Source organism: Rahnella bonaserana (assembly GCF_019049675.1).
In the GTDB taxonomy this organism is placed as follows: domain Bacteria; phylum Pseudomonadota; class Gammaproteobacteria; order Enterobacterales; family Enterobacteriaceae; genus Rahnella; species Rahnella bonaserana.
This window is the reverse complement of the sequence record NZ_JAFMOW010000064.1, coordinates 178360-204673: the sequence shown is the minus strand read 5'-3', so window position 1 is coordinate 204673 and position 26314 is coordinate 178360. Positions and strand designations below refer to the sequence as shown.

Below are 26314 nucleotides of genomic sequence, written 5' to 3'. Positions count from 1 at the left end.
AGCCGTTTTACATACGATGGACTGGTTTTTATCGCGCTTTCTCAGCGCTCATTTAAAGAGAAAACATATAATATAACTCTATTCCACCAGCAAAAGGTTTTAACGGAGCCAAGTATGGTGATACGGTTCGCAATTCCTCAGTTAAAAATGGTCATCTTATTAATACTATTACTGGGAAACACGAAGACTTTTTCCGCCGGTGGGGACCTCATCAAGGAGCGGGCCAATGCGGTTCTTTCACTGATGACCTATACGGTGGTGCCTGATATCACCGCCAGCGACCTGAATATCCGCAATACCTCCAACGAGAGTACGGCGCTCTCTCTCACCCAGATCGGTGGCGGAGCTACATTAAGTGAAAAGGTCCCCATCTATCTGGAAGGTGTTCTGGGATATAGCCGATACGATCCCCAGTTTGTTGTCTCCAATGGCAGCGAGAGTCGTAATATCCCGGTCAAATGGAACAGCGTGACGGCCACCGGGGGCATTGGCTGGGACATCCGGCTACTCAAAGATAAATTGGGGGGTAATCTGGTATTACGCCCCATCGCTAACTTTTCATTAGGTACAGTGGCGAGCGATTTGCGCATTGGTGCCTGGGCGCTTGAACGCCAAAGGGGCGGTGAGTACGACTTCCTCGACGGTGGACGTCTTAATGCCTACGGGTTGGGCGGAGCACTGATGCTTGACTACGAACTGTTCTCCAAAAACCAGGATATTGACCTGGAACTACGCTATTCCTATCAACATTTGCAAAGTTTCGCCACCAGCTCGGACGTTGTGAGCGGTAACGCCGATGCGGAAAATATCGGGCTGTATCTGCGCCGCAGAGCGCCAATAGCCGACTGGACGCTATTGGATAAACCAGTACGGTATGTAATGGAAGGTGCACGTACAGAATATCTGGGAAATCAACGAGGCCAGTTAGGTTTTAATAGCTTAAATTCGGTAGGCCTTGGGTTGGAACTCGACAGCAGCAAGTATGATATTGTGATTAACCGTACACGCGTGGTCGCACGCTACATGTTCGGAAATAACACCACGGGTTACGGTATCGGCATGGCAATCAGTTTTTGATTGCGCAACCAAGCCTTGGGTGATTTCAGGGCATCAAGACATGAGGTAGACTTTTTTAAGGTTTGTGTTTATTGAAGCTTTGCTCATCATGTCCTTTGCAACACAAGTGCTTCACCCGAAAGGATGAAACCATTATTAAATTACACAGAGAAAATTCTACTGAACGGAACAATATTTTTAATCAAAGTATCTACTCTCATTAAGTAACTCACATCCAATGACTATACCTACCTAAAAGAAAGTAAATACTTTTTAAGTATTTGGTTATCAATTTAAACTTCCCGGATACTATTTTTTCTTATAAACGATTGCGGTGCCGGAAACTTTATTCGAGGTATTTGCTGAAGTTAAAACGTAAATATCCCCTCCTTTATCATCCGCTTTTTTCGAAAGCTCTTCCTTTGCGTCAGACTGTGCTACTTCACCAGAAACAGATATGTCACCGACTTTGACATAGTTTTGTTTCACCTTTTCAAACTCTGCTTTTGACATCAGTTCTGCTGAGAATACGCTGAATGATAGGGTTATTGAAATAAGGCCAAGCACAAGTTTCTTCATTTAATATCTCCGGGTGGATGAGGGTGTGTTGCCAATCAAGTAAAGCAACACCATGAGTATAGTAGGTGAAGAAGTAGCAGGTATGTTTAATTTAAGCACGAAAATCGCCGTCGATAGTCAGAGAGTGTCGGTGGCAAATTTAAAGACAAACACCACTGCATAGTGATTTGACCTGTTACCCATAACTCAGGATACCTTGATGTCAGTATACATTCCGAACTTCCGCTTCACGCTTAAAGCAGCCCTCAACTCCCGTCTGCTTATAGAACATGCTCAGCCCGTGATGTTTTCCGTTTTTCTGGTGGATCACTTAAACTGCACCGCATAGATCGTAACAGAGGGAAAGTAAGATGCTTTTGCCGGATTCAGGCCTTATAAAAACCGTTTATCAATCGTCATTTGAAGAATGAGTCGTCAATTGTTTGTTTCTCTGGATGGGCCCAAAGGGGCCGGTAAAACCACATTGCTGGAGGCCATTACGAAAGTACTAAGGGCTGACAATAAGAAGGTGATCCGGCTTTGCGAGAAAAAAAGCGATCCTTACAGAGGCGAGACTATGGCACTCGTTAACAAGTTCGCCAGAAATCCCACGCTGGATTTGGAACGGGAGGTTTGTCAGCGCCTTGCTGATAGCCGTGCCTGGATTTCCCGGCATGTGCTGACGAAACAGCCAGCGGACTGCATTATTTTAATGGATCGCTGGTATCCGTCGGATGCCGCGTTTCGCCGGATGGTGCCATTTGCAGAGATTTTACAGCTTAACTTTGAACGTAATGTACGAACGCCAGACCTGCATGTCGGGGTGGTGACTGCGGCTGAAATTTCATGGGCGAGGGCCGCGTCCCGGTCGCGCGGGCTGGGAAGTACGGTGATTTCTAAGCTGGAAGAGCATGTCGCTTGTACTGAGGCGTTCGAGCGGGAAATTGCAAATCATGGCTGGGTTTTATGCCGCAATGAAGGAACAATTGAAGACGCAACGATGCAGATAATTTCTGAGATTTACAGAGTGCCCGGATGCCCTTAAGCAGAGGTTTTGCCGCTGCGCGCTGTGAATCTGTACTGAAAAATTCCTTTATACTATTTTTACATTCGTGACTTTAATCTTTATGTTGTCTCTATATCATTTTATTCATACCTAAATTAATCTCATTTCATCGCCGAAAGGTATGAATGAAATGAAAATATGAATCTCAAAATTCAGTCTTCTTCATTAATAAAATCACCTGCTCCTCTCAGTTCCTCTCTGACTCTGGCGTCAATAACACAGGCAAGTCAGATCGTTTCAGCCGAACCGGTGGCCGGAAATGGCATTCCATTCTTGCAAGAGGTGGAAAACTATTTATTTAAATACCCGGGCACTAAGCATGTTGATATTTATATTAATGATATCAGCGGAGCTTTCAGAGGAAAAAGAGTGACCGTTGCCTCGCTTAAGTCTCTTGAAAAAGGGGTGTACTTTCCTCAGTCGGTTTACTCGATGGATAAAGAGGGTAAAGTCATGAGTGCTGCAGATAATAACCTGGCAGAAAATGAACCTGACAGGATGTGCATTCCTGTTTCTGGCACATTACGACCATGCGGTCATAATCCGGCTGAAAATGCGCAAATACTTCTTACGATGCAAGATGAACAGGGTGAACCCTATGAACTGGAACCCCGGGTTATACTGACTCAGGTATTGAGCAAATTCCATGCACACGGATTGTACCCAGTCATTGCCCCGGAAATTGAATTCTATCTCGAAGATTCTCAGAATCGAAATATTCAGAGTTCCGGATGTTTTCATCTGGCAGTACCGTCGGAGCATACTGCATTTATTGAAGAGCTTGAAAACATGGCGACAATGCAGAATTTGCCGTTGTCCGGCATTGTTTGTGAGGCAGAAGCGGGGCAGTTCGAATTAAATTTACAACACTCACAAAACGTGGTGGATATCTGTGAAAATATTCTGGCGCTTCGCCGTTTAACCAGTACCGTTGCGCATAAGTTTGGTTTTAATGCCAATTTCATGGCTAAACCTTATTCCGGCATGTCAGGAAGTGGTTTACATTTTCATATCAGCCTGCATGACGTGCAGGGGAATAATATTTTCGCGTCCCCCGATGAAAATTTAAATGAAATGATGCGCCTTAGCCTTGCAGGTATGCTTCATCTTATGCCTGCATCCATCGCAATAATGGCACCCAATGTCAATTCTTTCAGACGGTTGCGCAAGAATTTGAATGAACCTCTCTTCAGTTCCTGGGGCGTTAACCAGCGTTCTGCCGCCTTACGCATTCCGTGTTCAGAGGAGAGGCATCGTCGTATTGAGTACCGGCTGGCAGGTTCTGATGCCAATCCTTATCTGGCGGTAGCCACTATATTAACCGGGATGCTTTATGGTCTTGAAAAAATTGAAGACGAGCCCCTTACGGATTTCACTGCCTGCTCGCCTGTTTTGCCTTTATTCCAGCAGCATGCTCTCGATGAGTTTCGGCAAAGCCCGTATTTAACGGCTGCTCTGGGAGAGGCATTTTCTAAACAGTGGATCCAAACCAGACTTGCTGAACTGGCACTCTTTGAAAGCATCGTCACGCCCGGAGAACACATTGTTTCTTATTGAATGTTGGTTTTTTATTAACTGTAAAAAAGTGCGCCACTTTTAATATTTTAAAATGAGGTTTATATGTCCCGGCTGATTATTCTGTCTAACCGATGCGAACCCTATGCGAACAGTTCGGATGATATGCTATTTCATACGCTGTCTGAAATATCCAGAAAATACAATGCACTTTGGTTTGGATGGAATGGCAATATTTCAGTGAGTAAAAGAAAGCAACCCTATCGTCAGGTGAAAAGCGAAGGAGGGGAAAAAGTCTCATGGGATTTATCGCCCGGAGAGTATGATAACTTTTATCAGGGTTATATCCATAAAGTGTTATGGCCTGTGTTTCATAACAGGCCTGATCTGGCGGAATATAAAAGAGAGTATTTTATTTCCTGGAAAAGTTATAGCAGAGATGTCGGGAATAAAGTTATTCCCTTTCTAAAAAACAATGACGTTATCTGGGTGCATGATTATCATCTGCTTCCCGTGGCCAGGATTATCCGTGAAGAACATGTTGAAAATAAGATCGGATTTTTTTTGCACCAGCCTTTTCCACCCGGTGATGTTTTGCGCTCGGTGCCTGAACATGACTGGTTAATCCAGTCATTACTGCACTACGATTGCATCGGATTCCAGTCATCAGGAGATATTAATAACTTTATATCTTATGTTTTTCGCTATTATCGCGCCTGGCGAATTTCTAAGGACGCCATTAAAGTGAATAACCATATTATTAAGGTGTGTGTTTTGCCTTGTGGTATCGATAAGAATACTGAATTTCATAATCAGCAGGAATTAAACAATGTCCGTCATTATCACCGTCAGATCATCATTAGTAACGATATTGTTAATGAAATCAGCGGGGTAGACTATCGTTTGCAGGCCATGAAAAAGTTTCTGGAGTTGTACCCGCAATATCTCCGGGATGTCAGTTTGCTGCAGATATCCGATCCCTCCGGAGAATATCCTGCATCGACGACTGATATGAGTTCACGATTAGAGCGTTTGTGCGGGGAAATCAACGGTCAGTATGGCGATTTATCATGGTATCCCATTAATTATATTCATAATCATCAGTGCACTAAGGCCATGATCTTTGCGCTTTATAATAAAGCCCGCGTAGCGATGTTTACCCCTCTTTCTGAGGGAATGAGTCTCGGTGCAAAAGAGTTCATTCTCGCGCAAGACGGTGATGATCCGGGCGTTTTACTTCTTTCAGCGCTGACAGGTACGGCGGAAATACTCACGGAGGCCGTGATCGTCAATCCCTACGATGTGTGTGACACCAGCGAAGCGCTGCACTCCGCGCTGATGATGCCGTTACACGAGAGAAAACGCAGGCATAGCCAGTTGCTTAACAAGGTAAAACGGTATGACTGTCATTGGTGGGCGACTGAGTTTTTGGCGGCATTATGCGGCGATGCTGAAAACTCACACCGCACGGTGTTAAGAAAGCCTCAACCGGGCCCGAATTTCCAACGACGATCTTTCTCTTAAACCGCAGACTCTAAAAACCCGATAAAGGCTCTGACCTTTGAATTCAGAGCCGAACGTTCGTTGACGCAGGCATAGATATTCATCGGCAGGGACTCTGCGTCGCTGTCGCAGAACAAAGGTGTGAGCCGTCCGCTCTCAATCAAGGGTTGAGCGATAAAGCTTGCAAGACGCGCAATGCCACCGCCGTTTTCTGCTATTTTAGCAATAATATCAATATCATCGCTGATGAATTGTGGATTGAGTTTCGCGTTAACAGGTTGCCCGTTAATTTTAAATGTCCAGGGCAGAAAACGCCCGTCGGTGGGATAGCGGAAAACCAGGCAGGCATGCTGGCTCAGTTCTTCAGGAGTCTGCGGGATGCCTGCGCGCGCCAGATAAGCGGGGGCGGCGCAGAATATAAACGGCAAAGAGGCGATTTTTCTGGCAATCAGTTGATCGTTTAGTTGTGCCTCGATGCGGATACTGACGTCGACGCCTTCCTGCCTGTGGTCTACATTGCGATCGGTACTGATCAGTTCGATATCAATATCCGGAAATGACGCTTTGAATGCCGGCATCAGGGGTGCGATGATGTACCGGCCAAAGGCGGCCGTAGTAGCGATGCACAGCGGACCTTGCGGTTTGGTTTCAATCGCCGCAGCCTGCGAAGCGAGATCGATATCATGTGGAATATGACGGACTTTCTCGAAATACCGTTTACCACTTTCGGTTAATGTCATGCTTCGTGTAGTACGCGATATCAGGCGCACGCCCAGATGTGTCTCAAGCCGCGAAAGGCTCTGGCTAACCGCCGCCGGACTCATCCCTTTAACGCGTGCCGCCGCGGCGATGCTGCCGTTCTCCACCACGCGGATAAAATTGCTGATCAGCCCTAATACATCCATAGAATCCCCGATGCCTGATTCGTCACTTTTTATTAATAATGATTAAAGCATAATCGCTCTACTACCGTCATGGTTAGCTTGTTAGTTTATCCGCTGTTTCGCAAACCTCCGTTAAACAGGATAACCCGATGACTGACGCAGTGACTAAAAATATCCCACGTATTCGCTTCCCTAAACGTACTTCCCCCTACATTTTTGCGCTGTATATGGCGACCATTATGGCGTTTCTGATGAGTCTGGTGATCACACTGGCAGAATTTGGCATGGGAGCGCATTACATGGAAAATGTGATGAATGCTTATCAGGTGGCGATGCCTGCGGCCTTTGTTTGTATACTTGTGGTGCGCCCGTTGGTTATCCGGCTGGTGGCGTGGACGGTTCACGGTCACTGAATCATTTAATTCGTTATATTGTGACTTTACAGAAAAGGGCGGACGGCTCATTTAAGCTTTATGACGTTATCCGCATGGGTATTTACCGGAGCAGGAAAGATGAAAATCGACTGGCACAGCGCACCACTGACACGTACTACGCGCGTGGATAAAGATTACAGGAACACGCAAAATGTCCGGCGTTTCATGACCGAGCAGTGCGGGGAAGATTTCCGGTTCGATCGTGATTTTATGGCCTGGATCCGCAATGAGATCCCTAAAACGTTGGGCGATGTGGCCGATGAGTGGAAGCGCAGGCAATAACCGCACCGTGACTATTTAAAACACTGAGTCCTCATTCCCGAGGACTCAGTTCATTCGTGCTTCAGTTCATTCCGTTCAGCTTTTTCATCACCTCATCAGATAAATTCAGCCGTGAGCTGGCCAGATTTTCCTGTAAATGCTCCGGCGATGACGTGCCGGGGATCAGCAAAATATTCGGTGAACGTCTGAGCAGCCAGGCCAGCGCGACCTGCATCGGCGTGGCCTGTAAGTCAGCGGCGACTTCATCAAGCTGCGATGACTGCAACGGGGAAAATCCGCCCAAAGGGAAGAAAGGCACGTACGGGATGCCTTGTTCCGCCAGTTTATCCACCAGCGCATCGTCGTGGCGGTTGGCCAGGTTATACATATTCTGCACGCAGGCTACCGGCGTCAGTTTCTGCGCGTCTTCGACCTGTTTTGCCGTGACATTGCTCAGGCCTATATGGCGAATCAGCCCACGTTCTTTCAGCTTAATCATCGCCTCCAGCTGCGGTTCCAGTGATCCTTCTTTCGGCTGATGGGTATCCAGCATACTGCGCAGATTCACCACTTCCATCGCCTCAAGCCCAAGATTGCGCAGGTTATCTTCCACCGCACTGACCAGTTCCTGTGGCGTGAATGCCGTTAACCAGCCTCCTTTTTCATCCCGGCGCGCACCGACTTTGGTGACGATACACAGATTGTCCGCGTAAGGATGCAGGGCTTTCTTGATCAGTCTGTTGGTTTCATGCGGGCCATAAAAATCACTGGTATCAATATGATTAACGCCGCTTGCCACGGCATCGCGCAATACCTGAATGGCACGGGCTTCATTTTTTACCGGGCCAAAAACACCCGGCCCCGCCAGCTGCATGGCACCGTAACCTAAACGTGATACTTCGCGGTCGCCGAGACGATAAGTCATTGAGGGTTGTGACATGGGACTCTCCTTTATATGTGTTCACTGATTGTAGCGCTGCGCTGGCTGTGCAACTATCCGGTGAAATCAGGACAAACTGTACGAGGTTACGCACAATGCCGATGGATATCGCTCTGTTGCACGCAGTGGTTGAGGTGGCAAAAGCCGGGGGTTTTCGCGAAGCGGCGCGGGTCACCGGCAGTAATGCATCCCGGCTGAGTGATGCGGTACGCCGTGCCGAACAGCAGTTGGGCATCCGCTTATTTCACCGCACCACGCGCACGGTAGTTCTGACCGAAGCCGGAAGGGCGCTGATTGAGCGATTGCTGCCCGCCATGAATGAGGTCAATGCCGCGCTGGACGCGCTCAACCGTTATCGTCACACGCCGGGCGGTGTACTGCGCCTGAATGTCCCGGTCAGCGCCACGCGGCTGGTTTTGCCCGCCTTAGTGCCAGAATTTTTGCGGCGTTATCCCGATATCCAGCTGGAAATCATCGCCGAAAGTAATGTGCAGGATGTGTTTCGGGATGGCTGCGATGCCGGTATCCGTTATGACGAACGTCTGGAGCAGGACATGGTGGCGATCCCTATCGGCCCGCGCATCCAGCGCTATGCGGCGGCGGCGTCACAGGCTTATCTTGATACCCATGGCAGGCCGTCGCACCCGCGGGATCTGATCCCGCACCGTTGTCTGCGCGGACGCTATGCCAGCGGCATCATGCCCGACTGGGAATTCGAGCGTGAAGGCGAAACCTTCAGCGTGCAGGTGAGCGGTCCGCTGGTTGTCAGCGTCGGAGGCGCGGTCGATCTGGCGGTGGAAGCAGCGATAGCCGGGACGGGGATCATTTATCTGTTTGAAGAATGGTTACGGCCCGTCATCAACAGCGGAAAACTCGAGCCTATATTGCAGCCGTGGTGGCTGTCTTTTTCCGGTCCGTGGCTTTATTACAACGACCGCCGCCTGATCCCCGCGCCTTTGCAGGCCTTCATCGATTTTGTGCGCGAAGACAATTTGCGCCGGGAAAACTCACTCTGAGCCTGGCGCTGCCTGTGTGGTCGCCGCCGGATGATATGAAGAGGGCGGCTGCCCGGTCACGCGCCGGAACATGGTGGAAAAAGACGAGCCGTTGTCGTATCCCATCGACAGCGCGATGTCACTGACCGGCCTTCCGGCCACTAATCCCGACAATGCCACCAGTACACAGGCGCGCTGCCGCCAGACAGAAAATGACATCCCCGTTTGTTGAAGAAAATGACGGCGGAAGGTGCTGGCGCTCATAAACAACGCGTTCGCCCAGCGGTCAGCAGGATCATGGATCGATGGTGCGGCTAAAAACGCCTGACATAACGCCAGCAGCGGCGGATTTTGTGGCAGCGGAATTTCAAATTCCCGCGTCTGCATCGCGGCAATTTCCTGCAAAAGCAGCGCCACCAGCAGACGATCCCGTGCTGACTCGTACAAAGGTTCTAGCTCAACGGCCCCGATCAGCAGTTGTCTCAGCAGGGGAGAAACGGTAAGGATTTTACAGCGGTCACGGGCGGGCCACTGCTGCACGCTTTCCGGTTCGATATACAAACTGCGCGTCGAAACGCCGATAAATTTCACACTGTGCGGCTCCAGGGCGGGGATCCACACCGCGTGCTGTGGCGGTACTATCCAGTTTCCCGAACGGGTCGTGACGTGCATCAGCCCGGTGGTGCCGTACAGTAACTGGGCGCGACGGTGACGATGCTCAGGCAGCACAAATCCTCCCGGATAATCGTTCCCCACCGCCACGACTTCCCGGTCGAGATCTTCATAATCTTTTATATGAACGTTGCGCATAAAATTTTCAGGCTGCTTGTTGACCGATTCGCAAGGGTAAATGAGCGCTGCAAAAATGGGAAGGGCACGGTGAAGCCGCTACTCTTGCCGCCTGACTTTTTGCGGAGTGGTTACGTGAACGACATCATCATTATTCTTCTGGCGGGTTTTACGACAGGCATCACCACGGTGCTGTTTGGTTTTGGCGGCGGGTTTATTGTGGTGCCTTTTGTGTATCACATCGTGGCGGGGCCGCCGGGTCTGTCGCCACATGCCATGCATATTGCCGTGGCGACGTCGACCGCCGTCATGGTGTTTAACGCCGGATGGGCCAGCGTGCAGAGCGGCCGGGCGGGAAGATTAAATACCGCCGTGTTGTTTCCGCTGGTCTGGTTTATCGCCGCCGGCGCGGTGGGTGGTTCACTGCTTGCCGCATTACTGAAAGATGAGCTGGTTCGCGCCCTGTTTATCCTTTATCTGATCATCACGCTGGCAGATTGCCTGATGCGTAAAGGCTTTATCACCCGGCCACAGCCGCGAAAATTATCCGGCACCACTGTACGGCTGGGGGGCATTTTCATTGGCGTCGTGGCGGCGCTGCTGGGCGTGGGTGGCAGTGTGATGACGGTGCCGCTGCTGCGTCGTCATGGTCATGAGATGCGTGATTGTGTCAGTGCGGCAAATCCGCTTTCCATTCCCGTGGCGGTGTGTGGCGCGGTGACCTATAGCCTGGCGGGGCTGCATGCGGTTCCGGCACCGGGGTATTCAGGTTTCATCAGCCTGAAGATTTTGGTACTGCTCACAGCATCAGGTTTTTGCGGCATGTTGTTTACCCGCCGGTGTATTCCAGCCGTGCCCGACGTTCTGCACGCCCGGATTTATGTCATCTTGCTGCTGGCGGTGCTGATGGCGATGGCTATTTGAAAACACGAATAATTAACACAACCATAATATAATCCACGACTATTACCCATGAAGGATATATTTATCCAAAGCTCATAAATAACATTTACGTTAATAAAGGTATAGACCGGCCTTGTTTAACTCTTATTTAGTTTCACCACCTCAGAATAATAGTATTAAAAATATCCTTTATACACACTGAAGAGATATTAAATAAATTCAGTTCATCGGTAACAGGCACGAATTTTCCGGTGGCTCAATACATTATCTGAGGCTGGAATAATCATCTTATGCGTAGAGTTAACCGGGTAAATCTTTTATGGCTTCTGGTCTTTACGGGGCCAGGGGCGGCTAAAAGTGATGCCAGCGAACTGAGTTTATACTCAATCAATACCGGTTCTTTTGTTTACCATATGACGGGTAATGTCGGGGACTACAACGAAATTTTCAAGAATAAGTTCTTTTCCGTTGAGCGTAAATTCTCTCAGGAGTCGAAGAACAGTATGCTCGTGGGCACGATGAAAAACAGTTTTAACGATCGCTGTTTGTCGGTGGGGATGAGAAGGGATTTACACGAAATCAACTCCAGCTGGATGATAAAAGGGGTCTATGCATACACCGGTGAGTTCTTTGCAAAAGCGTTCAGTGATTGCGGCAATCACGGGTCATATCATGATTTTAAAAAAGTCACCGGCATCGGCTTTTCACCTTACATCTACCACGCGCTTCAGTACAACCCGACTACTTTCTTCGGCGTTGAGGCAGGGATCATTGCGCCTGACATTTTTGCCACCAGCATCCAGTGGAGTTTCCGGTAAAGGTCTGAGATAAATAGTTTTTTCAATGTGATCAATTCTCCTTATATACACTAAAGTGTCATTCTGATTTCCTCCTGATATTTTTTATTCCCTGCGTCTATACTCAAAGTCTGGCTGATGCTGTTTGATTCCCCGATGATCTTTTTCATTAAGGCGGTGGCTGACGTGCTCAAAAAAAATTTCGGTATTTCATGCCTGCCGTTATTACTTGTTCTTCCTGCAGGTCAGGCTGAGGAATTAAATCTGTATTCAATTAATACCGGTTCCTTCGTTTACCATCTGACCGGTAACCACGGGCAATATACCGAGAAATTTGATAACGATTTCTACTCGGTCGAGAGAAAATTCTCTGAAGATTCAAAATATAGCGTGTTGGTCGGTACGATGAAAAACAGCTTCGATGACCGCTGCATCGCAGCAGGGGTGCGGCGTGACTGGGCTGAAGGCGACACGGGCTGGGTGTTTAAGGGCGTGTACGGCTACACCGGCGAGTTCTTTTTTGATGCTTTCAAACACTGCGGCGACGACGGATCTTATGCCGATTTCAAAAAAGTCACCGGCATTGGCTTCTCACCGTATATTTATCACGCCATTCAATACAACTTCACTGATTATTTCGGGGTTGAAAGCGGGATTATTATCCCCTCAGTTTTTGTTATCACCGTGCAATGGAGTTTTAGATAACACCCCACGATCAGCCAAGCAATCCCAGATGCTCGACCAGAATCGAGGTGCCGATGCCAATCAGCACCACGCCACCGAGGATTTCCGCCCATTTACCGATCGCCGCACCGAGAAAACGACCCAGCAACATACCGGACGTCGCCATAATGGTGGTGGCCGCGCCAATGGTCAGCGCCATCACCAGAATATTCACCTGAAGGAAAGCCAGTCCGACGCCGACGGCCATTGCATCCAGACTGGTCGCGACAGCGGTGGTGACCAGCAGCCAGAAACCATGGCGACGCGGCGCTTCTGTCTCTTCTGCGGTATCTTTTTTAAAGGCTTCCACAATCATACGGATACCGAGGATCAGCAGCAGGGTGAAAGCCACCCAGTGATCCCAGCTCATAATAAACTGGCTGGCCGCCAGACCAATACCCCAGCCGATCACCGGCGTAATCGCTTCGATCACACCAAAAATGAGTCCGGTACGTAATGCCTCTTTCAATGGCGGACGATGCAGTGCTGCGCCTTTGCCGATTGCTGCTGCGAAGGCATCCATGGACATGCCGAACGCCAGAATGAGGATAGTGTAAAGTTGCATAAAACGGACCAGTCAGGCCTTCGGGAACAAAAAAGGCTGTTTATTAAAAGATGCGCGCAGTTTGCCACAGAACTTAAAATAAAAAAACCATAATTTTCAATGCGTTATAGTATTGGTTAAGAATGTTAGCACAGGCTATATTTGGTCGAAATGCCCGCGAATTGCTGAAAATGACATCGGCAGGAATGAAAAACATCAATCATCATAACGATTTATCGCGAGCCGGTTTTATTCACGGAATCTCAACGGTGCAGCCCCGCGCTTCCTCACCGCGCAGCGTAAACAATAAACGTCACCACGCCAAATATCTCCAGCGACTCTTCATCCTGAAAAGTGATCGGTTGATAATTCGGATTCATCGGTACCAGTTGCAGCAGCGGATGAGTCCGCAATTTTTTCACCGTGAATTCACCGTCCACCGCCGCCACCACGATATCGCCGTGAACCGCTGTCAGGGCGCTGTCCACCACCAGCAAATCGCCTTCGTTGACGTTGGCATCGCTCATCGAATGGCCGGAAACGCGGATAAAATAGGTCGCGCTGGGATGGGCAATCAGCAGCTTGTTCAGATCGATCCGCGATTCCACGTAATCCTGCGCCGGGGACGGAAAGCCGCAAGGCACGCGATCCAGGAATAACGGCAGGGTGATTTTTTGCAGATGTTCTGCGGGTGTGTACAAAATCATACTCATTTCTCGTGATACTGGTTTTATATACAGTATTCACATTGAGAGGGCAGGGATCAAGCCTGTCAGATGAAGAAAATCCTATCTGCCTGTGTGGACAGAAATTTTAGTGTTCCGGCCGATATTGGATTTCCCGACGTACAATGGCGTTCAGACCGGGAGACGGTAAAATTATGAGGCCTGCAATTCATCCAACCTATTTTTCAGACAATAAACAATTTCTCCTGCGAAAACCGCAAACAAAAATAATATGTGAAGAGAAAATCATTTTTAGCAAAATAAAAATTCCACAAATAAGGTGCTATACGATTTTTTACTTATTTGATAGGGGGGGGCTCTAAATGTGCCCTTGTATATATTTTATAAGTAAATAAATGTAACGTATTAATAATATAAGGATTTTAGATGGAAAAATGAAATAAAGTTAATGCATTAGTAAGCAGAAAGATATTTAAAAAGAAAAAACAATTGTCTATCCTTGCCGCTGTATTTTTAATTACCTCCCCTCTATTATGGTGATTTATCTGTGAGTAACACACAACATAAGCTTAGTAAAGCTCGCCCTCCTCGCGTTCAAATAACCTATGACGTGGAAATTGGCGGAGCAGAATCCAAAAAAGAATTGCCTTTAGTTATGGGCGTTATTGGTGATTTTGCCAAAGATGAAATGCCTCTGCGCGATCGTCGTTTCACACATATTGATAAAGACAACTTTAACAATGTGATGGAAGGCATGAGCCCGGCAATTGACATGCTGATCGAAAGCACACTACCGGAAAAAGAAGGTCAGATGGCGGTTTCACTGGAATTTAACTGTATGGATGACTTCTCGCCTGAGAATGTGGCTATGCAAGTTGAGCCTCTGCGCAAACTGCTTGAATTACGTGAACAATTGAGCGATTTGCGTAACCGGACAGCCAGCAATGACCGCCTGAAAGAACAGTTGGTTGAATTACTTGAGAGCCTGAATAAAGACGCAGACCCTGCAAAAGGAGACGCTGAATGAGTGATATTCAGGTCATGAATACTTCAGCCCCGGCTGAGCAATCAAATGATTATTTAGATCAAATTATTGATAATACCCAGGCCATTCGCCGGGAATCTGATCGGCATAAAGTAAAAACTCAACTGGATAACTTACTGTCTGAAGTGGCATCCGGGGCGGTCATTGTGTCTAATGATCTGGTGGGAAGCATTGAAGCCCGCATTGCCGCCATTGATGAATTGTTATCTTCCCAGGTCAGCAAAATTATCCAGGCGCCGGAATTTCAGCGTATGGAATCCTCCTGGCGCGGTCTGCACAAACTTGTGCAAAGCAGCGTAACAGAAAATACCAAAGTGCGCGTTTTTAACTGCACGAAGAAAGAGCTGCTGCGTGATTTTAAATCGGCCTCCGATTTTGATCAGTCTTGCTTATTTAAAAGCATTTATGAAAGCGAATACGGCACCTTTGGGGGCGACCCTTATTCTGCTTTTGTCGGTGATTTCGAATTTGATTCCATGCCGGAAGACCTGCAATTGCTGGAACAGATTTCTCATGTCGCTGCCGCAGCACATGCACCTTTCCTGAGTGCCGCTAATCCTGGCATGTTCGGTATGGGATCATATTCTGAGATGCCGCGTCCGCGTGATCTGGGCAAGTTATTTGATACCTCCGATTATGCCCGCTGGAAATCATTCCGCCTGAGCGACGACTCCCGCTATGTAGGTTTAACACTGCCGCGTGTCATCGGGCGCCTGCCTTATGGCGCTAAAACCGTGTCTGTAGAGGCCTTCAATTTCGAAGAAAAAATTGAAGAAAACAATGATGGTTCAAGCTATCTGTGGGTGAATGCCGCGTATGAATTAGCGGGCCGCATGGTCGATGCTTTTGAAGAACATGGCTGGTGCGCTGCAATCCGCGGTGTCGAAGGCGGTGGTCTGGTCAAATCTTTGCCGACCTATAACTATATTTCGCAAACCGGCGAAAAAGTCATGCAATGCCCGACTGAAGTGGCGATTTCCGATCGTCGCGAAAAAGAATTAGCCGATCTGGGCTTTATTCCATTGGTTTATTGCAAAGGCACGGATTATGCGGCGTTCTTCGCTGTGCAATCCACAAATAAACCGCGCAAATATGATTCTGAACTGGCGAATGCAAATGCTAAATTGTCCAGCCAGTTGCAATATATTATGACAACGTCGCGCTTTGCTCATTATTTAAAATCCATCGTGCGCGATAAAGTGGGCAGCTTTATGTCCAAATCTGAATGCCAGCATTTTCTGCAGAATTGGATCAACCAATATGTGGTGGGTTCCGACAACGTAGGCCCAACAATTAAAGCCAGTCATCCATTGCGTGAGGCAGTGGTGGAAGTTGTTGATGTCCCCGGTTCACCAGGCAGTTATCGCGCTGTTGCGTATTTAAAACCGCATTTCCAGCTTGAAGGGCTCAGCATGTCGCTGCGTCTGGTAGCGGAACTCCCTGCATCAACCGGTGCATAAATATTTAATCAAAACTATAAGGAAATACCATGGCTACTGAAACCCTTTTTATGCAAATTGAAGGCATTAAAGGCACCGTAAGTAATAAAGGTTTTAAAGATTGGATTGCTGTAGAGAATATGAACTTCGGTGTGTATTGCTCTGCAAAAATCGATAATGCCAGCGGTCAGGTAAACAGCGATGGCGTAAATTTTGATGCGATTTCATTCTCAAAATCAATGGACGCCACCTCAGTTCAACTGGCTAATATGGTTGCTGAGGGCACCAATCTTAAACAAATCACCATTGTTAAAGCATTGTACCAGGGCGAGAAAATGGTTGAAGCTTTGAAGTTGATCTACACCAACTGTGTGCTGACCAGCTACAACTTTGCTGCTTATTCTGAAGGTGAAGTGCCGCGTGAAAATCTGAGCTTCGTCTTTGGTCAGATGAAATTCGAAACCAATATGGTTGCGGCAGACAATAAAACCAGCAAACAAGGGCCTGTGGGCTGGAGTTTGGTTGAGAATACCAGGCTGTAATTTTCAAATCATCAGTGCATGCTTTCGGCATGCACTGTTTCATGGTGTGTTAATGAAAAGTTTATTACAGCAATTGTCTGATGATAATCCGAAAGACCAAAACTGTCCTGATGTGGCCGAAGACAAAAGCAGCATGTTAATTGAAGAGATGTTGCTGCTTTTGTGTTCACGCCCCAGAAGTTATCGAATTGATAAAACGCCATTAATTAATGAATCCATTCTTAATTATGGTGTGAGTGATGTATTTGCCAGCAATACACCTCGCCTTGAACGTAATGCCATCATGCAGTCACGTATTGAAATCGCATTACAACGCTTTGAGCCGAGGTTGAAAAACATCAGTGTTACACCAGGAAATGAGCAAGGAAGTTTGTGTTCATTCATTATTGACGCTGAGACTTTAACTGGTGAAGTTCGCTACCGGCTTATATGGGACGATGTAATCAGTCAATTTTCTCTGCGTGAATGACAGGTATTAATTATGTTAGCGAAAAAATTAATTTCTTATTATCAGAATGAACTCGCTTACCTGAAAACGCAGGGGAAGGCCTTCGCACATCATTTTCCCAAGGTCGCCAGACGTTTGGGCATGTCAGAAGGAACCTCAGAAGATCCGCATATTGAGCGGATAATTGAGTCTTTTGCCCTGGTGACCGCCCAAATTCAGCAGCGACTCGATGAGGATATGCCTGAAGTCACCGATGCATTACTGACCGTTCTGGCACCGCAGTTTCTGCGTCCTTTTCCTTCTGTGTGCATCGTGCAAATGTTGCCGGATAGTAAAGTGGGTGCGCTGACGGCCAGTAACCGTATCGACGCCGGTACCGCTTTATATTCTCATCCGATCAACGGGCAGATTTGTCGTTTCCGCACCACCTATCCGGTGACACTTCAGCCGGTCAGTCTGTATAAAGCCAGTCTGCATCTCGATGATGATGACATGAGCTGGAGCCTGAAAATGCAGCTGTCAGTCTGGCCGGGAGCTACCCTGGCGGCGGAGACGTTGAGGGTCCATCTGCGTGGTGCCAGCACCATCGTTAACATCTTATATACCTTGCTGTGCAGTGAGGTGGAGAGCCTGTCTCTTTTTGCGCAAGACCACTGTCATACCTTGTCGCCGCAGGCGATACATGCCGTGGGCTTTGGCGAGGATGAAGGGTTGTTGTCAGGGGACTCACGGGTTTCGCCAACGCACAGTTTGTTGCAAGACTATTTCTTCTTCCCGCAAAAGTTTCATTTTATTGATATGCCGCTGCCCGCGGCAATGGTCGCTGGTGGACAGACAGATTTGTCACTGGTGGTGAAATTTAATCGCTGCGCTATGGTGCGGCAGCTAGAAAAGATAGCCGGTACGGTGGATGAAAATCTGTTCCTGCTCAATTGCACCCCGGCGATTAACCTGTTCGCGCATCGTGCTGAGCCGATTTCGCCTGACCATGAAACCGCTGAATATCCGGTGATCCCGGACATCCGTTATCAGAATGCAATGGAAGTGTGGTCTGTGGACAGCGTCAGTGCGATGGATATGCAGGGCAATGAGACCCGTTCCCGCCCGATCTATCCGCTGTTTGGGCTGGATCATTCGGCCAGCAACGGTGAATCCGGGCTTTTCTGGCAATGTATGCGTCGTGAAACCCTGCTCGATGAGGGCGTGGCGTCCACGTTGTTTATCGCTTTTTCTGACCGCGGAGAAAAACCGTTGGTGCCCGGTTGCGATATTGTCAGTCTGAATCTGTCCTGCACCAACCGGGATGTGCCCGCCGCTATGCGTAACGGCGATCCTGAGGGCGATTTTGAATCAGAACTGCCGATTGCGGGCATGAAAATTATCGCGCTGACACGTCCGACGCTGCCGGTCAGACCGCCGGTAAAACAGGCCACTCGCTGGCGTCTTATCTCTCAGCTTTCGCTCAATCATATGCTGATCAGTGGGCCGGAAGGCGCACGCGTGCTCAAAGAATCCCTGGCGTTGTACAACTTTACGGATAATCCGGGCATTAGCCGTCTGATTAATCTGATTAAAAGCGTCAGCGCCAGCCCCGTTGTTGCCCGCCTGAACCCTCAGGATCCCCGTTCAATGGCGCGCGGCATTGAAATTCGTATGACCTTTGCCGGTGAGGCTGCCGAAGAGGTTGAGTATTTTTTGTTGTGCCGGTTTATCGACTGCTTCCTGGCGCTGTATTCCCCAGTCAACAGTTTTACCCGCGTAGTGACCTGCATCGATGGCCGCGATGAAACAGCACGCACCTGGCCAGTTCGTGCAGGACGACTGTTATGGATCTGAATAAAGTTCTTAGCCCGCATAACTTTTTCCAGCAGGTACGCACCATGCTGCGCAGGCTGACCCGCCGGCAATGGACTGACAGCAAGAAGGTGCTCGAAGAACAGCTTTATTTTGTCTCGCCGCTCTCGCTGGATGCGCCGAAAGGTGAAATTACCACAGTGACACTGCTTGAAGAGCAGCGGTGGCAGGTTGAAGTATCAGGACACGGGCTGACGGGGACACTGGGTGCGTTACCGACGGTGTATACCGAATGGATGATTGAGCGTTACTACCGACACGGAGATGTTACCGCCAAAGCTTTCCTCGATATTTTTAATCACCGTTTACATAGCCTGCGTTATCTCGCCTGGCAGAAATATCACTACTACGCGATGGCGGAATTCTGTGTAACACGCCCGCTGAGTACGGCGCTACGTGCGTTATCCGGCGTGACAAACAGCTCGCCTTCATTACAGCAGGAGCAATTTGCCGACCTTTTTGCGCATTCAGTCCGCTCAATGGTCAATTTTGAAACCTGGTTTAAGCACCTTTTCTCGGTCGGCGTGAAAGTTACGCCTTTCACCGGCGGATGGCAAGCGATGGAACCCGCGCTTTGTTGCTGTCTGGGGAATGCGGCTCAACCGCTGGCGGTCGCCCCGATGTTGGGCGGTGTCTACTGGGACCGGCAGGCACATTTTACGGTCACTATGGGGCCGGTGCCGATGCATAACGCAGGTCAGTTTTTACCAAAGGGAAAGCATTACCAAAAGTTATGGTCGCATATTCGCGAATATGTCGGTGAGGGACTGGATTTCGACATCGACCTGCTTATTGAGAATAAATCAAACGTCGTTACGCCATTGGGGAACGGGCAACTCGGGCTGGATATTTGCCTTGGTACTTCTCCGGCGGCTGAGCTGCATAAAATTCGTTTACCCGTCTGCCGGGAAGGAAAATAAAACATGTCAAACTTACTGGGGCAAGACAACCGGTTTATCCGCTTTGTCGGGAGCGCTGCGGATCAACTAACGTTGATGCATATCGAAGGGGATGAGCAGTTTTCTGACACCTTCCGCTATCAGATTCAGTTTCGTACATCGTTAATTACCGGTCAGATGGGCCGTTTTCTCGGGCATGAAATTGCCTGCGAGATTGGTCGTGGCAATCAAAAACGGTACGTTCACGGTGTGCTGACGAACATCAAAGAAGACAACAACACCGATGGCCTCAGCACTTTCACCGGTACGCTGGAGCCGCGTATGGCGCTGTTGCGCCTGGGACGAAATCTGGCGGTCTTTCAAAATATTACCGTGCCGGATTTAGTCTGCAAGCTGCTGCGTCAGCAGAATATCAATCACATTGATTTACGTTTGCGCGGGACATATACGCCGCGTGAATATTGCATCCAGTATCGTGAATCCGATTTTGATTTCATCAGTCGATTACTTGAGCAGGAAGGCATTTATTACTACTTCCAGCACGACGCCGGACAACACACGTTGGTGCTGGCCGATCATCCTTCCAGCCACCAGACCGGCAAAACGGCAGAACTGCCCTTTATGCCTCAGGCAGGGCGGGGTGATGGTGTCGGGATCCTGAGTTGGGTGGCGTGCTCTTCTCTGGCGGCATCGTCCGTATTGCTGAAGGGTTTTAACATGGTCCAGGCAGCCAGTGTTGAAGGCGGTTCTCAGGCCGTGGTGGCTGAATATGCGGTGCCGGGTGTCAGCTATGTTGACACTGATGGCCATGAAAAACGTGAACTGCTGCAATCGGGGGCACGGCTGAAAATGGAACAGCTTGAGTCAGACAACCAGCAATTTTATGCAGACGTCAGCATCTGGTGGTTAGGCTGTGGCGATAAATTCCACCTGAGCGCTCATCCTTCATGCCCGGGCGATTACCGAATTAAGTCTTTACATATACAGGCTTCCAGCAGCATTGATCAGAGCGGCCCTGATTTCAGTTGCGAACTCACCGTGCTGAAAGACAGCCTCGCCTGGCGTCCCGCGTGTCTTACGAAGCAGCCTGAAATCGCAGGTATCCTCACGGCAGTAGTCGTGGGCCCCAAATCAGAAGAAATCCATACAGACGAATACGGTCGCATCAAAATTCAGTTCCCCTGGGACGGGGAAAATAAACACGACGACGGCAGTTCCTGCTGGGTAAGGGTTTCACAACCCTGGGCTGGCGGGCGCTTTGGTGCCGTGTTCCTGCCTCGCGTCAACAGCGAAGTCACGGTCAGTTTCGTGCAGGGCAACCCGGATTATCCACTGGTGACCGGTACGGTATTCAATGGTCAAAACAAACCACCGCTGAGCTTGCCGGAAGAAAAAAATCACGCCGGATTCGTGTCACGCAGTTCGCTTAACGCCAGTGTAGAAGAAGGGCATGCATTGCGCTTTGACGATAAAAAAGGCGCAGAACGGCTGATCATCACCTCGCAACGCGATCTGTTGCTGACGGTAAAAAACGATGTGATTTCCGACATTGCCAAAAACGTCACTGAAACCATTGGTGAGAACCGTACGACTGAGTTAACCAAAGGGAATGAAAGTCTGACGCTCAAGCAGGGCGATTACAGCCTGGATATTAAAGGCAACCTGCAGGAAAGCCTGAGCAGCGGCAATCATCAGCTGAAAATCAGCGGTGGCGGTAGCACGGTCAAAGCGGACAAAGCCTGTGTCATTGAGTCCACCCAGTCTATCGAATTAAAAGTCGGTAGCAGCAAAATCACCCTTTCTCCTTCCGGCATTACGCTGAGTGGCACGACAATCAAGATAGAAGGGAAGGGTACAGCAGAACTTAAAGGCGCGATGGTCACTGTTCAGGGGAGTGGTATGACCCAGATCAAGGGCGGCGTGACAATGATTGGCTGAGGAAATACATCACATGAAAGAACAACTGCTCACGCCTGAAGCGCTTGCTGTTTATAACTCGCTGCAAAGCGGTGCTGAAAACGCCTCGCAACTGATGATGGCTGAAAAATGGGAAGATGCGCTGGCAAGCATAGTTGCCGATTCTCCGCAGGAAAAACTGATGGCCTGGGCATTGCAACAGACTCTCAACCACATGACATCACATGAACAGCCGGTGCAGCAATGCGCCAGTGAAATACAGCAATGGCTGGCAGAACGTGATGATGCCCGACGTTTTCGTGTTTTTCAGCTGGCAGAAAAATTGGGATTCGATACCCCGGTTGGCGCACTCGGTTTATCGCTTTTCTGGATGGACGGCAGCATGACGCCTGCAGAATTTGATGCGGTTTACCCTGAACCACATCTGTCCCGCCTGATGCTGCTGTGTGCGCTGAAATTGCTCAGCATAGAAATTGCGGCAGAAGACCCACCTTTGAAAGGCGCACAAACATTGCTGGCTGAATGGCGTGCCGCGCAGGGGGGCTACTGATGGGACAACCCGCCGCCCGTGTTGGAGATATGCATATTTGCCCGATGGTCACGCCAGGCTTACCGCCGATCCCGCACGTTGGCGGGCCGTTGACCACTCCCGGAACACCCACGGTACTCATCGGCGGAATGCCTGCCGCGACAGTGGGATCGATGGCGGTGTGTGTGGGTCCACCAGATTCCGTCGTGATGGGCAGTACAAAAGTGCTGATAGGCGGAAAACCCGCCGCGCGTATGGGCGACAGCACCGCGCATGGTGGAACCATTGTTGTGGGTTGTCCGACCGTACTGATTTCATAGAGTGTACCGAAATGATAATAGATGTTGAACAGTTGCTCGCTCCGGTCAGTAATGACCAGCCTGCCGGGCGAAACATAGAATATGAGCAAGTCTATAACGAAATCCGTGAGGCGCGGGAAAGCGATCCCGATTATTTACCGCAGGGAGAGTGGGCCACTGAATTGCGGAAAGCTGACTGGGGAAAAGTTGTCCGCTTGAGTTCGCAGGTATTACGGAAAGAAAGCAAGGATTTGCAGGTTGCCTGCTGGCTGATCGAAGGTTTGAGTCAGCAAAATGGGATCAACGGCTTGCTGGAAGGGGTCGGCTTTATGACACCGTTTGTACAGACTTACTGGCAAAACGGTTGGCCGGTGCTGGATGAGGACGGTATCGCGATCCGACACGGTATGATCAATCGCCTTGACCGTCAGCTGGCGCAGATGCTGCATTGTTATCCTCTGTTCGGTCAGATGGAAAGCACGCTGGATCACTGGCGCAAAGTCCTCGCTTATCAGCACCGTGTGACGATGAAACCAGAAAGCGCCGCGGAACGAGGCAGCGAGGATGATTTCTCGATGGATACCTTCAACCGTTGGGCCGCCACACTGGACTCGCAAAAGATCGCGGCGCAGAGCGAAGTATTGAAACAGGTGGAGACCGCACTGGACCAGTTTGAGGCTACGTACGCTCAGTTGAATCCTCATGCGGATTCTCTGGCCATGGGCCAGGTTCGCAGTGCCACCGCCGAAATGCAGGAGTTTGTGCAACGTCTGTTTGACCGTGTGGCCCCGGCTTATGACGACGTCATGACGCTAAACGTATTAACGCCTTACGACAATGAGCCGGACACTGACCCCCGATCGCTGATGAATAACACCCAAAAACAGACCATGTCACGGGATCTTGCCATTAGCCAGATGCTGACGATTGCCCATTTCTTCCGCCAGACTGAACCATCAAGCCCGGTGCCTTTTCTCATGGAGCGCGCAGCGCGCTGGGCGGCGATGACGCTGACTGAATGGCTGGAAGAGATGTTGCAGGATGACAGCAGTATGCGCGATATCAACAATGTACTGAAAGGGCACGGAAGAGAATGACAGGTAAAAAACGTGCGGGGTTGATGCTGGCCATAATGCTGTTATCAGGCTGCGTTTCAGACAATGATCAAGGGCGCGAGAAGGCTATAGATGCGACGCCAGCGCCTTTCGCAAACGGGGCAATTACCTTGCAACTACGCGCTGAACCGGGGTTGAACACGGTCAATGACATGCCTAACAGCTGCACGGTGTTGCTGTTGCAGGCGAAAGACAAACCGGCGCTGGAGAAATTGCTGGGTAATCCCGCCACACTGAAAAGTTTGTTCGCTGGTGCGGGCAGTGAAGGTGAAGTTCTGCAGGTAGATCGTTACGTCATGATGCCGGGTCAGACCAATATCGTGCATGTCGATCGTGCAAGGGATACCCGCAATGTGGCGCTGGTGGCGGGTTATTACCCCTTCCCGGTAAAACAACACATGATCAGTGCAGCAGTACCGGTTGAAGCCACCAGCAGCGGCTGGTGGAAACCGGTCTGGCAGGCACATTTAACCCCGCTCACCCTCTCTGTCACGCTGGGCAGTGAAAGTATCGTCAGCGCAGATGTTCCCGCCACTGACGGAGAGAAACGTTAATGTATCCTGAACAGCAACAAATTTACTGGCACTCAGGGCTTTATCTTCAGCCTCAGCATTTTCAGTCACTTGACCTGCATTACGAATGGAGCCTGGCTGAGCACCTGCGCCTTGCCCAACCCTATAATTACGGTTTGATCGAGGTGGCGATTAATGAGGCCGCGCTGAACGATTACGCCATCAGCGTTGAGCAGATCCGCTGCATTTTACCCGGCGGCACGTTGCTGTCGCAGCCGGGTAATAGTGTGATAGAAAAGCGCAATTTCCGCGATATCTGGAAGCAACGTGATCAGCCACTGACACTCTGGCTGGCGCTGCGCCGGTTCGATCCTTTGCACAGTAATGTCACGACGCCGGAAAAAGAGCATGACCGTGCGGTCACCCGCTGGATAAATACCAGCGAAGAGTTGGTGATGAAAGATGTCTATGACCACGCCCCCGACGCGACAGTGGCGCGCCTGAGTTATAACGTAAGATTGCTGACCGATATCGAGAAAGCCGATGCCGTTGACTGTGAGTGTATTCCGCTCACCCGGCTACGTTATGAAAACGAAAGCGTGATTATTGATCCGGTATTTTCGGCGCCTGCGGTGACGCTCTTCGGCTCGTTAAGCCTCGGTAAACTGATCGAAACACTCTATTTTGAACTGAGTGCCCGTGCCAGAAAGCTTGAAGAATATAAGCGCTCCGAACGTCTGGTCAGTGACGCAGACCGCGGTGATCAGGTGACCCAACTGTTGGCTATGCGCTCCCTAAACCGTGTACTACCCCAGTTAAAAAGCTTTTGTCAGGCCCGTCAGGTGCATCCGTGGCAGGTATATAACGTGCTGTGCCAGCTGATCGGTGAACTCTCCTCCTTCAACGACAGCTGTTCTTTCCTTGGTGAATGGCGCGATGGGGAAAATTCGCTCCAGGCCTATAACCATAATGATCTGTTGAGCAGTTTTGACAGTGCGCGTAAGACATTGATTACTCTGCTCAACAGTCTGGTTCTTGAAGACAACACTTACATCACGCTGGAGAACGATCAGCAGGGAGTATACATCGGTGATTTCGATAGTACGCAAAGTAAAGATGCCGAAATGGTGCTGTTGCTTTTACGTTCAGCCAGCATGCCGATGGAAAACCGTCAGGTCAAAAATCCAGGCGGCATCAAACTGGCGTCGCCAAAAATGATTGAACCGTTGATCCAGCATGCCTTGCCGGGGATCCCGGTGACGCGTTGCCCTCAGCCGCCGCGTGGTGTGCCTAACCGCAGTGATTCGCATTACTTCATGGTTGAGCAAGACAGCGATTTGTGGCGTAAAGCCAGTCAGCATAACAGCATTGCTTTTTACTGGCCGGATATGCCTGACGATCTTCTGGTACAGATTATTTTTGTGGTGCCATCATGATGACTTTACTGAATTGTTATTTGCCGCTGTTCAGGCATGTCACCGCGTTCTTTATTAATCCGCAGGATTATGCTGATTACACCGGATTTCGTGAAAAGTGCATGACGTTATTACAGCAGGCATTAAATGAGTCTGAACGCCATCATGAACCTCAGGAATGTGAAGACGCCTATTTCGCGGTCGTGCTATGGATTGATGAGCGGGTATTATGTTCACAGGCGGGATGGGTGAAAGACTGGCGCAGTAATTTGCTGCAAAAATATTATTTTGATATTTCCGTCGGGGGTGAGGAGTTTTTTGTCAGGCTTGATGCAATTGATAAAGAAAATATCCCGCTCAGAATAGTGTATTTATTCTGTCTGCTGATGGGGTTTCACGGTAAATATACTCATCAGGATGCTTCGTTGTTGCAGCAACGTATCGACGATGAACGTCATTGCCTGCCCGAGGCCTGGCGTCACTGGCCGAATGATGCCCTGTTGGTAGAGCAGGATGGCGGAGGGTATGAAAAAAACAGTGCTGTACCAAAAAAAATCCGTCAACGAAAGTGTTTATTACTTTCATTGCCCGTCATTATTTATGTGTTGATTATGTCCACTGATTTAGGGATGTTTATCAGATAATA

Annotated in this window: 29 protein-coding genes; 23 read left to right on the top strand and 6 right to left on the bottom strand. The window is 49.3% G+C overall.

The window, feature by feature from the left end; genetic code table 11:
* The first annotated feature begins 114 nt into the window (after positions 1 to 114).
* Complete coding sequence (locus tag J1778_RS15030) at positions 115 to 1077, top strand: autotransporter domain-containing protein (protein WP_217173855.1); 963 nt, start codon at positions 115 to 117, stop codon at positions 1075 to 1077.
* A 288-nt stretch (positions 1078 to 1365) separates the two neighbouring features.
* Here the strand turns inward: J1778_RS15030 and yahO are convergent, their stop codons facing one another.
* Positions 1366 to 1635 (bottom strand): DUF1471 family periplasmic protein YahO, encoded by a 270-nt coding sequence (yahO, locus tag J1778_RS15025; protein WP_217173854.1) that lies wholly within the window; start codon positions 1633 to 1635, stop codon positions 1366 to 1368.
* Positions 1636 to 2041: 406 nt separating this feature from the next.
* On the opposite strand from yahO, the gene J1778_RS15020 reads away from it, so the two are divergent.
* The 3 genes from J1778_RS15020 (at position 2042) to J1778_RS15010 (ending at position 5719) form a co-directional block, all read left to right on the top strand.
* Entirely contained in the window at positions 2042 to 2659 is a 618-nt protein-coding gene (locus J1778_RS15020) for a dTMP kinase (RefSeq protein ID WP_217173853.1), read from the top strand.
* 159 nt (positions 2660 to 2818) lie between these two features.
* Complete coding sequence (locus tag J1778_RS15015) at positions 2819 to 4237, top strand: glutamine synthetase family protein (protein ID WP_217173852.1); 1419 nt, start codon at positions 2819 to 2821, stop codon at positions 4235 to 4237.
* 63 nt (positions 4238 to 4300) lie between these two features.
* The gene (locus tag J1778_RS15010; protein ID WP_217173851.1) at positions 4301 to 5719 is read left to right on the top strand and encodes an alpha,alpha-trehalose-phosphate synthase (UDP-forming); all 1419 of its coding nucleotides are present in this window, start codon (positions 4301 to 4303) and stop codon (positions 5717 to 5719) included.
* Here the strand turns inward: J1778_RS15010 and J1778_RS15005 are convergent.
* Positions 5716 to 6603: a LysR family transcriptional regulator gene (locus J1778_RS15005; RefSeq protein WP_217173850.1), complete on the bottom strand. Its 888-nt coding sequence runs from the start codon at positions 6601 to 6603 to the stop codon at positions 5716 to 5718. The genes J1778_RS15010 and J1778_RS15005 overlap by 4 nt on opposite strands.
* Positions 6604 to 6731: 128 nt before the next feature.
* Here J1778_RS15005 and J1778_RS15000 point away from each other — a divergent pair, with 128 nt between their 5' ends.
* Together J1778_RS15000 and J1778_RS14995 are read left to right on the top strand one after the other, a co-directional pair.
* Positions 6732 to 6995, top strand: a complete 264-nt coding sequence (locus tag J1778_RS15000; protein ID WP_217173849.1) for a DUF2798 domain-containing protein — start codon at positions 6732 to 6734, stop codon at positions 6993 to 6995.
* Positions 6996 to 7094: 99 nt separating this feature from the next.
* The gene (locus tag J1778_RS14995; RefSeq protein WP_217173848.1) at positions 7095 to 7298 is read left to right on the top strand and encodes a DUF6434 domain-containing protein; all 204 of its coding nucleotides are present in this window, start codon (positions 7095 to 7097) and stop codon (positions 7296 to 7298) included.
* A gap of 61 nt (positions 7299 to 7359) precedes the next feature.
* On the opposite strand, the gene J1778_RS14990 is transcribed toward J1778_RS14995, so the two are convergent.
* A complete protein-coding gene (locus tag J1778_RS14990; protein ID WP_217173847.1) occupies positions 7360 to 8217 on the bottom strand; it encodes an aldo/keto reductase family oxidoreductase in 858 nt (285 codons plus the stop codon).
* A 95-nt stretch (positions 8218 to 8312) separates the two neighbouring features.
* Here J1778_RS14990 and J1778_RS14985 point away from each other — a divergent pair, with 95 nt between their 5' ends.
* Entirely contained in the window at positions 8313 to 9233 is a 921-nt protein-coding gene (locus J1778_RS14985; RefSeq protein WP_217173846.1) for a LysR family transcriptional regulator, read from the top strand.
* On the opposite strand, the gene J1778_RS14980 is transcribed toward J1778_RS14985, so the two are convergent.
* Positions 9225 to 10022 carry an AraC family transcriptional regulator gene (locus J1778_RS14980; RefSeq protein ID WP_217173845.1) on the bottom strand — a complete coding sequence of 266 codons (798 nt, stop codon included), beginning with the start codon at positions 10020 to 10022 and terminating at the stop codon, positions 9225 to 9227. The two genes, J1778_RS14985 and J1778_RS14980, sit on opposite strands and share 9 nt — an antisense overlap.
* Positions 10023 to 10136: 114 nt before the next feature.
* On the opposite strand from J1778_RS14980, the gene J1778_RS14975 reads away from it, so the two are divergent.
* From J1778_RS14975 to J1778_RS14965, 3 genes are all read left to right on the top strand, one after another.
* Complete coding sequence (locus J1778_RS14975) at positions 10137 to 10925, top strand: sulfite exporter TauE/SafE family protein (protein WP_217173844.1); 789 nt, start codon at positions 10137 to 10139, stop codon at positions 10923 to 10925.
* A 269-nt stretch (positions 10926 to 11194) separates the two neighbouring features.
* Positions 11195 to 11722, top strand: coding sequence for a hypothetical protein (locus J1778_RS14970; protein ID WP_238484735.1), 528 nt, complete (start codon positions 11195 to 11197; stop codon positions 11720 to 11722).
* Between the two features lie 186 nt (positions 11723 to 11908).
* The gene (locus J1778_RS14965; protein WP_217173969.1) at positions 11909 to 12406 is read left to right on the top strand and encodes a hypothetical protein; all 498 of its coding nucleotides are present in this window, start codon (positions 11909 to 11911) and stop codon (positions 12404 to 12406) included.
* 10 nt (positions 12407 to 12416) lie between these two features.
* Here J1778_RS14965 and mntP read toward each other — a convergent pair whose 3' ends face one another.
* Positions 12417 to 12989 carry a manganese efflux pump MntP gene (mntP, locus tag J1778_RS14960; protein WP_217173843.1) on the bottom strand — a complete coding sequence of 191 codons (573 nt, stop codon included), beginning with the start codon at positions 12987 to 12989 and terminating at the stop codon, positions 12417 to 12419.
* A 266-nt stretch (positions 12990 to 13255) separates the two neighbouring features.
* Positions 13256 to 13675 carry a translesion error-prone DNA polymerase V autoproteolytic subunit gene (gene umuD, locus J1778_RS14955; protein WP_217173842.1) on the bottom strand — a complete coding sequence of 140 codons (420 nt, stop codon included), beginning with the start codon at positions 13673 to 13675 and terminating at the stop codon, positions 13256 to 13258.
* A gap of 526 nt (positions 13676 to 14201) precedes the next feature.
* On the opposite strand from umuD, the gene tssB reads away from it, so the two are divergent.
* The 13 genes from tssB to J1778_RS14890 are packed head-to-tail and all read left to right on the top strand — an operon-like array spanning position 14202 to position 26312.
* Complete coding sequence (gene tssB / locus J1778_RS14950; protein ID WP_217173841.1) at positions 14202 to 14681, top strand: type VI secretion system contractile sheath small subunit; 480 nt, start codon at positions 14202 to 14204, stop codon at positions 14679 to 14681.
* Entirely contained in the window at positions 14678 to 16159 is a 1482-nt protein-coding gene (gene tssC / locus J1778_RS14945; RefSeq protein ID WP_217173840.1) for a type VI secretion system contractile sheath large subunit, read from the top strand. The genes tssB and tssC overlap by 4 nt, the downstream gene beginning before the upstream one ends.
* Before the next feature lie 29 nt (positions 16160 to 16188).
* The gene (locus tag J1778_RS14940; RefSeq protein ID WP_217173839.1) at positions 16189 to 16680 is read left to right on the top strand and encodes an Hcp family type VI secretion system effector; all 492 of its coding nucleotides are present in this window, start codon (positions 16189 to 16191) and stop codon (positions 16678 to 16680) included.
* Between the two features lie 52 nt (positions 16681 to 16732).
* Positions 16733 to 17149 (top strand): GPW/gp25 family protein, encoded by a 417-nt coding sequence (locus J1778_RS14935; RefSeq protein WP_217173838.1) that lies wholly within the window; start codon positions 16733 to 16735, stop codon positions 17147 to 17149.
* A 12-nt stretch (positions 17150 to 17161) separates the two neighbouring features.
* A complete protein-coding gene (gene tssF / locus J1778_RS14930; protein ID WP_217173837.1) occupies positions 17162 to 18964 on the top strand; it encodes a type VI secretion system baseplate subunit TssF in 1803 nt (600 codons plus the stop codon).
* Positions 18955 to 19902 (top strand): type VI secretion system baseplate subunit TssG, encoded by a 948-nt coding sequence (gene tssG, locus J1778_RS14925; RefSeq protein WP_217173836.1) that lies wholly within the window; start codon positions 18955 to 18957, stop codon positions 19900 to 19902. Before tssF ends, tssG begins: the two co-directional genes overlap by 10 nt.
* 3 nt (positions 19903 to 19905) lie before the next feature.
* On the top strand, positions 19906 to 21819 hold the full coding sequence (locus tag J1778_RS14920; RefSeq protein WP_217173835.1) for a type VI secretion system Vgr family protein: 1914 nt from the start codon (positions 19906 to 19908) through the stop codon (positions 21817 to 21819).
* Between the two features lie 13 nt (positions 21820 to 21832).
* Entirely contained in the window at positions 21833 to 22348 is a 516-nt protein-coding gene (locus J1778_RS14915; protein WP_217173834.1) for a DUF6931 family protein, read from the top strand.
* Positions 22348 to 22647, top strand: coding sequence for a PAAR domain-containing protein (locus J1778_RS14910; RefSeq protein WP_217173833.1), 300 nt, complete (start codon positions 22348 to 22350; stop codon positions 22645 to 22647). Before J1778_RS14915 ends, J1778_RS14910 begins: the two co-directional genes overlap by 1 nt.
* An 11-nt stretch (positions 22648 to 22658) precedes the next feature.
* Entirely contained in the window at positions 22659 to 23723 is a 1065-nt protein-coding gene (gene tssA, locus J1778_RS14905; RefSeq protein ID WP_217173832.1) for a type VI secretion system protein TssA, read from the top strand.
* A complete protein-coding gene (locus J1778_RS14900; RefSeq protein ID WP_217173831.1) occupies positions 23720 to 24295 on the top strand; it encodes a type VI secretion lipoprotein TssJ in 576 nt (191 codons plus the stop codon). The genes tssA and J1778_RS14900 overlap by 4 nt, the downstream gene beginning before the upstream one ends.
* A complete protein-coding gene (tssK, locus tag J1778_RS14895) occupies positions 24295 to 25689 on the top strand; it encodes a type VI secretion system baseplate subunit TssK (RefSeq protein ID WP_217173830.1) in 1395 nt (464 codons plus the stop codon). Before J1778_RS14900 ends, tssK begins: the two co-directional genes overlap by 1 nt.
* Positions 25686 to 26312 carry a DotU family type IV/VI secretion system protein gene (locus J1778_RS14890; protein ID WP_217173829.1) on the top strand — a complete coding sequence of 209 codons (627 nt, stop codon included), beginning with the start codon at positions 25686 to 25688 and terminating at the stop codon, positions 26310 to 26312. The genes tssK and J1778_RS14890 overlap by 4 nt, the downstream gene beginning before the upstream one ends.
* The last annotated feature ends 2 nt before the right edge of the window (positions 26313 to 26314 follow it).

Bases quoted from the DNA above. Each gene is read 5' to 3' on its own strand.
- J1778_RS15030 (WP_217173855.1), top strand. From the start codon at position 115: ATGGTGATACGGTTCGCAATTCCTCAGTTAAAAATGGTCATCTTATTA.
- yahO (WP_217173854.1), bottom strand. From the start codon at position 1,635: ATGAAGAAACTTGTGCTTGGCCTTATTTCAATAACCCTATCATTCAGC.
- J1778_RS15020 (WP_217173853.1), top strand. From the start codon at position 2,042: ATGAGTCGTCAATTGTTTGTTTCTCTGGATGGGCCCAAAGGGGCCGGT.
- J1778_RS15015 (WP_217173852.1), top strand. From the start codon at position 2,819: ATGAATCTCAAAATTCAGTCTTCTTCATTAATAAAATCACCTGCTCCT.
- J1778_RS15010 (WP_217173851.1), top strand. From the start codon at position 4,301: ATGTCCCGGCTGATTATTCTGTCTAACCGATGCGAACCCTATGCGAAC.
- J1778_RS15005 (WP_217173850.1), bottom strand. From the start codon at position 6,603: ATGGATGTATTAGGGCTGATCAGCAATTTTATCCGCGTGGTGGAGAAC.
- J1778_RS15000 (WP_217173849.1), top strand. From the start codon at position 6,732: ATGACTGACGCAGTGACTAAAAATATCCCACGTATTCGCTTCCCTAAA.
- J1778_RS14995 (WP_217173848.1), top strand. From the start codon at position 7,095: ATGAAAATCGACTGGCACAGCGCACCACTGACACGTACTACGCGCGTG.
- J1778_RS14990 (WP_217173847.1), bottom strand. From the start codon at position 8,217: ATGTCACAACCCTCAATGACTTATCGTCTCGGCGACCGCGAAGTATCA.
- J1778_RS14985 (WP_217173846.1), top strand. From the start codon at position 8,313: ATGCCGATGGATATCGCTCTGTTGCACGCAGTGGTTGAGGTGGCAAAA.
- J1778_RS14980 (WP_217173845.1), bottom strand. From the start codon at position 10,022: ATGCGCAACGTTCATATAAAAGATTATGAAGATCTCGACCGGGAAGTC.
- J1778_RS14970 (WP_238484735.1), top strand. From the start codon at position 11,195: ATGCGTAGAGTTAACCGGGTAAATCTTTTATGGCTTCTGGTCTTTACG.
- mntP (WP_217173843.1), bottom strand. From the start codon at position 12,989: ATGCAACTTTACACTATCCTCATTCTGGCGTTCGGCATGTCCATGGAT.
- umuD (WP_217173842.1), bottom strand. From the start codon at position 13,675: ATGATTTTGTACACACCCGCAGAACATCTGCAAAAAATCACCCTGCCG.
- tssC (WP_217173840.1), top strand. From the start codon at position 14,678: ATGAGTGATATTCAGGTCATGAATACTTCAGCCCCGGCTGAGCAATCA.
- J1778_RS14940 (WP_217173839.1), top strand. From the start codon at position 16,189: ATGGCTACTGAAACCCTTTTTATGCAAATTGAAGGCATTAAAGGCACC.
- J1778_RS14935 (WP_217173838.1), top strand. From the start codon at position 16,733: ATGAAAAGTTTATTACAGCAATTGTCTGATGATAATCCGAAAGACCAA.
- tssF (WP_217173837.1), top strand. From the start codon at position 17,162: ATGTTAGCGAAAAAATTAATTTCTTATTATCAGAATGAACTCGCTTAC.
- tssG (WP_217173836.1), top strand. From the start codon at position 18,955: ATGGATCTGAATAAAGTTCTTAGCCCGCATAACTTTTTCCAGCAGGTA.
- J1778_RS14920 (WP_217173835.1), top strand. From the start codon at position 19,906: ATGTCAAACTTACTGGGGCAAGACAACCGGTTTATCCGCTTTGTCGGG.
- J1778_RS14915 (WP_217173834.1), top strand. From the start codon at position 21,833: ATGAAAGAACAACTGCTCACGCCTGAAGCGCTTGCTGTTTATAACTCG.
- J1778_RS14910 (WP_217173833.1), top strand. From the start codon at position 22,348: ATGGGACAACCCGCCGCCCGTGTTGGAGATATGCATATTTGCCCGATG.
- tssA (WP_217173832.1), top strand. From the start codon at position 22,659: ATGATAATAGATGTTGAACAGTTGCTCGCTCCGGTCAGTAATGACCAG.
- J1778_RS14900 (WP_217173831.1), top strand. From the start codon at position 23,720: ATGACAGGTAAAAAACGTGCGGGGTTGATGCTGGCCATAATGCTGTTA.
- tssK (WP_217173830.1), top strand. From the start codon at position 24,295: ATGTATCCTGAACAGCAACAAATTTACTGGCACTCAGGGCTTTATCTT.
- J1778_RS14890 (WP_217173829.1), top strand. From the start codon at position 25,686: ATGATGACTTTACTGAATTGTTATTTGCCGCTGTTCAGGCATGTCACC.